The sequence below is a fragment of the Clostridium vincentii genome (assembly GCF_002995745.1).
Taxonomy (GTDB): Bacteria; Bacillota; Clostridia; order Clostridiales; family Clostridiaceae; genus Clostridium; species Clostridium vincentii.
In genome coordinates this window covers 1-5,512 of record NZ_PVXQ01000075.1, presented here as the reverse complement: position 1 = coordinate 5,512, position 5,512 = coordinate 1, and the positions used below count along the sequence as shown (strand labels likewise).

General features: G+C 30.7%; 4 protein-coding genes. 3 read left to right on the top strand and 1 reads right to left on the bottom strand.

The window, feature by feature from the left end:
* The first annotated feature begins 183 nt into the window (after window positions 1-183).
* From CLVI_RS16975 to CLVI_RS16965, 3 genes are all read left to right on the top strand, one after another.
* Window positions 184-1,119, top strand: a complete 936-nt coding sequence (locus CLVI_RS16975; protein ID WP_106061423.1) for a GNAT family N-acetyltransferase — start codon at window positions 184-186, stop codon at window positions 1,117-1,119.
* Between the two features lie 14 nt (window positions 1,120-1,133).
* On the top strand, window positions 1,134-1,997 hold the full coding sequence (locus CLVI_RS16970) for a PRD domain-containing protein (RefSeq protein ID WP_106061421.1): 864 nt from the start codon (window positions 1,134-1,136) through the stop codon (window positions 1,995-1,997).
* 248 nt (window positions 1,998-2,245) lie between these two features.
* Complete coding sequence (locus tag CLVI_RS16965; RefSeq protein WP_106061420.1) at window positions 2,246-3,946, top strand: PTS transporter subunit EIIC; 1,701 nt, start codon at window positions 2,246-2,248, stop codon at window positions 3,944-3,946.
* 254 nt (window positions 3,947-4,200) lie between these two features.
* Here CLVI_RS16965 and CLVI_RS16960 read toward each other — a convergent pair whose 3' ends face one another.
* Window positions 4,201-4,701 carry a PTS sugar transporter subunit IIA gene (locus CLVI_RS16960; RefSeq protein ID WP_106061418.1) on the bottom strand — a complete coding sequence of 167 codons (501 nt, stop codon included), beginning with the start codon at window positions 4,699-4,701 and terminating at the stop codon, window positions 4,201-4,203.
* Between the last annotated feature and the right edge of the window lie 811 nt (window positions 4,702-5,512).

Here is a 5,512-nt window from a genome sequence, read left to right as displayed (position 1 = left end):
TTGGAGATATTAGTTACAATTAAGAGTAAAAATGCTTAAGGGAAGTTATAAATATATACTGTAAAATAATGGATAATAAAATAGTTGCCCACTTTTACTTGACTCAATCATAGAAATCTTTGTATTGTCAATTCTTTAATTTATACTATATAATAGAAGGTAGAAAATATAGGAGATGGCAATATGTTAGAAAGGCAAGGGGTAACTGTTTCAAGGAACGTTAATAGTGAAACAGAGTATGTAATTAAAGATAGGGATAAGATAAATATAGGAAGATTTGAAATAGTTAATTTAGATAAACAAAATAAGAAATGTGATGTTAATCTAAAATTTTATAGAAATGATGAATATGAGTTACTAAAAGAAACCTTAAACCTAATATTAAAAGCTACTTTTAAAAACGGTATTATAAATAAAGTTAATATTTTTGCTATAGATATAATATGCTTATCTTCTTTTTTGGACTTAGGATTTGTTCTTGAAGGAGTATTTTATAATAATATATATTCTCAAGGGGTACATAATAATGAGATATCAATGGGAATATGTAGAGAAGATTATAATAATCCTAAAAAGAACACATTTGTTGAATTATATTCACATGATATTATGATGAAACTGTTAACTCCCGAGGATGCAGAAAAACTACTGAATTATTATGTCTTAAATAAGGAACACCTTAGTTCATTTGAACCAAGTAGAGATGTAAGCTTTTATTCAATTGATATACAAAGAAATATCTTAAATGATAGCTATAGGCAATTCTTAAGTGGGACTGCCATGGACTTTGGAATATTTAAAGCAGATAAACTTATAGGGAAACTACGTATATCTAATATTGTAGAGGGAATATTTAAAAGCGCTGTACTTGGGTATTCTATAGATAAGGAGCATCAAGGAAATGGTTATATGAAAGAATCGGTTAAGTTAGCTACTGAATATGCCTTTGAAGAATTGAATCTTCATAGGTTAGAGGCCTCTGCTTTAACTAAAAATATTAAATCACAAAGGGTATTATTAAGCTGTGGATTTAAAGAATTAGGGCTTAATGAAAAGTATTTGTTCATTAATGGTAAATGGAGAGATCATAAAACCTATTACATTATAAATAGAAAGTAAAGGGGAGGAGAATTATGAGTATAGTACTTGACCGAGAGGAAGTTGTTGGTAAGGTTTTTAATAATAATATTGTTTTAGTTAATTCAGAAAGTAAAGAGAAGATACTCTTTGCAAAAGGGATTGGCTTTGCAAAGAAATCAGGAGAAATTATTAAAAGAGGAACTATTGTAGATAAAATTTTTACAATAGAAGACAATGAAAATAGAATCAATTTTAATAATATGATAGAGCTAGTTGAAAGTGATTTCTTAGCTGTATGTGAAGAGGGGATTTATGAAATATCTAAGGAAATTAACAAAGAACTAAATGAAAATATTCATATTGCACTAATTGATCACCTACAGTTTGCTGTAAAAAGAATGAGGAGCAAAGAAATAATAGAAAATCCATTTTTAGTAGAAATTGAGACCTTGTATCCTAAGGCATATAGTTTGGCTAAAATGGTCGCTGATAAGGTAGCTAATTATTGCAAGGTCCAAATTCCTGATGGCGAAGTTGCTTTTATTGCTTTGCATATACATTCAGCTATAAATGATGGAAATGTATCCAATGCTCTTAGGAGAAATTATCTAGGAAGTACAATAGTTGAACATGTTGAAGAGAGACTAAATATAAAAATAGATAAGAAATCTTTAGACTATGCTAGATTTTTAACTCATATTAAGTTTGCACTGCAAAGAATATTAGAAAATAGGAATGCTGACAATCCGTTAGGTGAAATGATTAGGAAAACATATAATGAATCATACCTAATAGCAGAGGAAGTTGCAGATATCATTGGAAAAGAGCTTAAGGTTAAAGTTAAAGATGATGAGGTTACTTTTTTAACAATCCATATTGAAAGATTTAGAATGTCTCTAAAAGTTTATTACTATTAAACCTTTACAACGAGAATTATATATGTTAATATAAAAATACAATCAAATAGTTAAGGTGTAACTGGTAATGCAGGCAAGACTTAATATGAACTGTGAAGAATAATCTACGGATAAAGTAGATTATTGCAGCTCAATATTTAAGTCTTTTTTATTTGCTTTAATTATTTTTATTAGCTGGCCAGCTCAATAATTAATGATAACTTGAATTATTTTTTATAACAAACAATAAAATTTTAGGAGGAATTATTATGCTTAAGTTTTTACAAAGAATAGGTAAAGCAATAATGCTACCAATAGCAGCTTTACCAATAGCAGGTATGTTACTAGGAATAGGTGGGGCATTACTTGGAATATCTGGGTTAAAAGAGCCACCAGCAGTATATTCAGGACTTATCTCATTCATAAACATTGGAGCAGTTCATTCTATATTACAAGTAATGAATGATATAGGTGGAATTATATTTGGAAATCTTCCATTGCTGTTTGCAGTAGGGGTTGCAGTAGGATTAGCTAACAGGGATAAAGGTACTGCTGCATTAGCATCTGTATTCGGATTCCTTGTAATGAATCAAGTTATTTCAACATTACTTAATTTAGGAGTAACTCAACTTGGTGTTTTAAATGCAGATGTCCTTCTCACCGATAAGACGTATGGTACCTATATTACAACTAATCTTGGTATATTTACCTTAAACATGTCTGTGTTCGGAGGTATTATTACTGGTATTATTACATCGGCACTTCATAATAAGTACTATAATATTCAATTACCACAAATTATTGGATTCTTTTCAGGAGCTAGATTTGTTCCAATAATTACATCTTTAACAATGGCAGTAGCCGGTGCTGTATTAGCATTCGCATGGCCAGTAGTTCAAGGTGGAATCGGACAGATAGCAATTTTAGTTAGAGAATCCGGAGCACTAGGAACATTCTTCTTTGGTGTTATTGAAAGAGCTTTAGTCCCATTTGGATTACACCATGTATTCTATACTCCTTTCTGGTTCAGTTCATTTGTAGAAGGTCAAGTATTAATTGATGGAGTATGGAAAACAGTTGCAGGTGCAAATACAGCATATTTTGCCCAGTTATCAAGCATGGGTGATTTAGTTGGAGCATCAGCAGAGACTATGTCTACAGTTGTAGGTGGAACAACAAGATTTATGGCAGGTAAGTTCCCATTCATGATATTTGGATTACCAGCAGCAGCTTTCGCAATGTATAGAACTTCTAGCCCAAAGAAAAGAAAAGTAGTTGGGTCATTATTATTAACAGCAGCTGTTACAGCAATGGTTACAGGTATTACTGAACCGATAGAATTTACATTCTTATTTGTTGCTCCAGTATTATACGGAGTTCATTGTTTACTAGCAGGGTTATCATTTATGCTTATGGATTTATTAAGTGTATTCGTAGGTATGACTTTCTCTGGTGGATTAATTGACTTCACATTGTTTGGATTACTTCCAGCAGGTGCAGGAGTTCCAACAAACTGGTTTATGGTTATATTAGTTGGATTAGTTTATGCAGTAATTTATTACTTCTTATTCACATTCATAATTAAAAAGTTTAACTTAAAAACTCCAGGTAGAGAAGATGATGATCAAGAAGTTAAACTTCACAGTAAAGCAGAATTTCAAGAAGCAAAAGGTCTTAATAAATTAGATGATTCAAAAGGATCTAATAAGAAAAGTGCTGCAAATGAAATAGTTGAAAAAGCACCTTTAGTATTAGCTGCATTTGGTGGCGGTGAGAATATAGTAAGCGTTGATGCTTGTATTACAAGACTTAGAATTGAAGTTAAAGACAAATCTAAAGTCAATAAGGACGAATTAAAAGCATTAGGCGCTGCAGGCGTTGTTGAAGTAGGCAACGGAATACAAGCTATATTCGGAGTTAAGGCAGATAGATATAAGAACGAAATTAATGAGATACTAGGAATTGAGTAACAAACTCTAAATAGTATAAGAAGATCTCCCAGAGACATTAGTCTCTGGGAGATTTTTTGATGTCAAAAAGAGTTGTTATACTAACCAGGATACTAATTTAATATAGCATGAATATTATATTCCTATAATAGATGCAAAAAAATCTATAAAAATGAGGGCGCTGAAAAACTATAAGTTTTTCAGTGCCCTCATAAAAATAGACTTTGTTAAGTAACTATTTTTATAGTTCTATTTTAGAAAAATTGTAAATAAAATTATTTTGCTGTATATTTTATTACAACTGTTTCTCCAGCAACTGTATCTATATTGTCTATAGGTGTTATTGATGCGAAATCATCTGTATTAGTTATTAAAACAGGAGTAATTAATGCGAATCCCTTGCTCTTAATAAATTGTCTATCTATTTTTATTATAGGAGTTCCGGCTTTAACCTTTGTTCCTTGTTCTGCAAGCTGCTCAAATCCTTCTCCATTTAGGGATACTGTATCAATACCTATATGAACTAGGATCTCGGCACCATTGTCAAGAGTTAATGCAAATGCATGCTTAGTTTTGAATACTAGTGTTAGCTCTCCATCAGCAGGTGCTACTACAAGATCTCCAGCGGGTTCTATTGCAACCCCATCTCCAGCCATCTTTTCTGCAAAAACAGGATCTGGAACTTCAGATAAAGGTATTGCCTTTCCTTGTACTGGTGCTACTAATTCAAATGATTTAGGTTCTTCTGATTTTTTCTTTTTTAAAAATCCTAACATATTATCGTCCTTATAAATAAGGACTAGTCACATCCTTTCATTAATATTCTTTTGAATTTTAGATATAGTAAACGGTTTTTTAAAATAAAAAAGGCACAAATTTTTATTCAAAATTTATGCCTGATTTAACAGTTACACATCTATATGCTAATTATATTATTAGTAAAATTAAGTGTCAACTAAATTCATCAAAATAAGATGTGTTTTTTTAAAAAAGATACATTTATAAAATGTGAATTATTGAGTAATTGAGTACAAGGATATATATTAATTATAGAAGCATTTCCATAAGAGTTGGGTGTCACCCCTTAAGCTATAAACAATACGCTTATATTATAATTAATCGTGAAGTATAGAGCAGAACTATATTACACGACTTAACAGAATTTTTTATTTTGCTTAGTTAAGATCAGCAATTAAGTATAATATAGAATATTCAAACAAAAACTACTCCTAGTGTATCAATATGAGAAAGATGTAGAATAAGATTGTATCTGGGCGATTTACAAATGTAGATAGGTATAAGTAAGGTTGTATTATAAGCTTTAGAAGTCATATGTGATATTATAAGTCTTGTCGCTAAGACGACCTAGAAAACAACAAGAAATACTAGAAAATGAATGCTGAAAAAGTTGTTGACAAGTCGAAAACAGCGTGGTAAGATGATGAAGCTGCTTAAGGGTAGCAAACAAATTGGTCTTTGAAAATTGAACAGATATTAATTAAGTTAAAAACCAGCAATTCTTTTTTATGAGTAAGTTTTTGAGTAGATTAAACTTTTTATTGAGAGTTTGATCCTGGCTCAGGACGA

Excerpts from the sequence above, each read along its gene's own strand:
- CLVI_RS16970 (WP_106061421.1), top strand. The coding sequence starts at position 1,134 with ATGAGTATAGTACTTGACCGAGAGGAAGTTGTTGGTAAGGTTTTTAAT.
- CLVI_RS16975 (WP_106061423.1), top strand. The coding sequence starts at position 184 with ATGTTAGAAAGGCAAGGGGTAACTGTTTCAAGGAACGTTAATAGTGAA.
- CLVI_RS16960 (WP_106061418.1), bottom strand. The coding sequence starts at position 4,701 with ATGTTAGGATTTTTAAAAAAGAAAAAATCAGAAGAACCTAAATCATTT.
- CLVI_RS16965 (WP_106061420.1), top strand. The coding sequence starts at position 2,246 with ATGCTTAAGTTTTTACAAAGAATAGGTAAAGCAATAATGCTACCAATA.